We start from the raw sequence: 1358 nt of genomic DNA, 5'->3' as shown, positions 1-1358 counted from the left end.
TCTTTTTTCGTGCAAAAAAATAAATCCTAAACTCAAAGAGAATAGGATTTATGGTAAAATATTCTTATGAATCAATATAATATTTTACAAAAAGATTATACAATTTATCGCAAACTTTATCAATTAAAATTACCATTAAATTTAGAATATATGATTCCAAGTAATGATTCAGTGCGTTTGCTAAGTCAATTTGTTGAGGAGATGGATTTATCAGATTTATATATGACTTATTCCAGAGTTAAGGAAAATCAAGCTTCGCCACGAAAGTTACTAAAAATCATTTTATATGGATATATGAATGGACTTTATTCATCCAGAGATATTGAAAGTGCCTGCCATAGAGACATCAATTTTATGTTTTTACTAGAAGGTTCAAAAGCACCAGATCATTCAACTATTGCAAGATTTAGGACTCTTCATTTTGCACCTTGTGCTGAACAGATACTTGCTCAAACAACTAATTTCCTTTATGAAATTGGTGAAATTTCAGGTGAGTCAATATTTATAGATGGAACAAAAATAGAGGCTAGTTCCAATAAATTCACATTTGTTTGGAAGAGAGCTGTTACTAAAAATATGCAGAAGCTATTTACCAAAATTGAAAATTTTGTTGCGGAATGTAGTGAACTTTATGGTGTTAGAGTTGGTTACAGAAATACTATAAAAATTAAAGATCTAAAAAAGCTAAGAAAGAAGCTTTACAGAATAAAAAAGGCTGAGAATATAGAATTCGTACACGGATGTGGCAAAAGAAAGACTGCTTTGCAGCGTTCTATTGAACAACTCGAACAGTATCTTGGGAAGTTAAAAGAATACACACAGAAAATACATATATGTGGTAATCGTAATAGCTATTCAAAAACAGATGAAGATGCCACTTTTATGAGAATGAAAGAAGATGCCATGAAGAATGGGCAACTTAAGCCAGCTTATAATTTACAACATGCAGTTGATTCTGGGTATATTGCATGGCTTACTATTGGACCACAACCTACAGATACAACAACATTGATTCCACTCTTAAAAAGCATGCAAGAAAACTTAAATTTTAAGTATCTAAAAATTGTTGCAGATTCTGGTTATGAAAGTGAAGAAAATTATTCTTTCATAGAAAATAACGGTCAGTTATCTTTTATAAAACCAGCAAATTATGAGATATCTAAAACTCGTAAATATCAGAATGATATAAGCCGAATAGAGAATATGGAATACAATTACGATGGGGATTATTATGTCTGTAAAAATAATAGAAGGCTTTACGCAAATGATATAAAAAAAAGAAAATCTAAAACTGGTTATGTAAGTACCAAAACAATTTATACTTGTGAAAATTGTAATAACTGCAAATTTAAAGCTAG

General features: G+C 29.8%; 1 protein-coding gene. It reads left to right on the top strand.

What is annotated here, in order from left to right; all coding sequences use genetic code 11:
- Positions 1–66: 66 nt before the first annotated feature.
- A partial coding sequence (locus tag FYJ33_RS15965; RefSeq protein WP_154532951.1) for an IS1182 family transposase occupies positions 67–1358 on the top strand: 1292 nt, incomplete at its 3' end.

The sequence above is a fragment of the Inconstantimicrobium porci genome, from assembly GCF_009696465.1.
In the GTDB taxonomy this organism is placed as follows: Bacteria; Bacillota; Clostridia; order Clostridiales; family Clostridiaceae; genus Inconstantimicrobium; species Inconstantimicrobium porci.
This window is presented reverse-complemented; position numbering and strand designations above follow the sequence as displayed.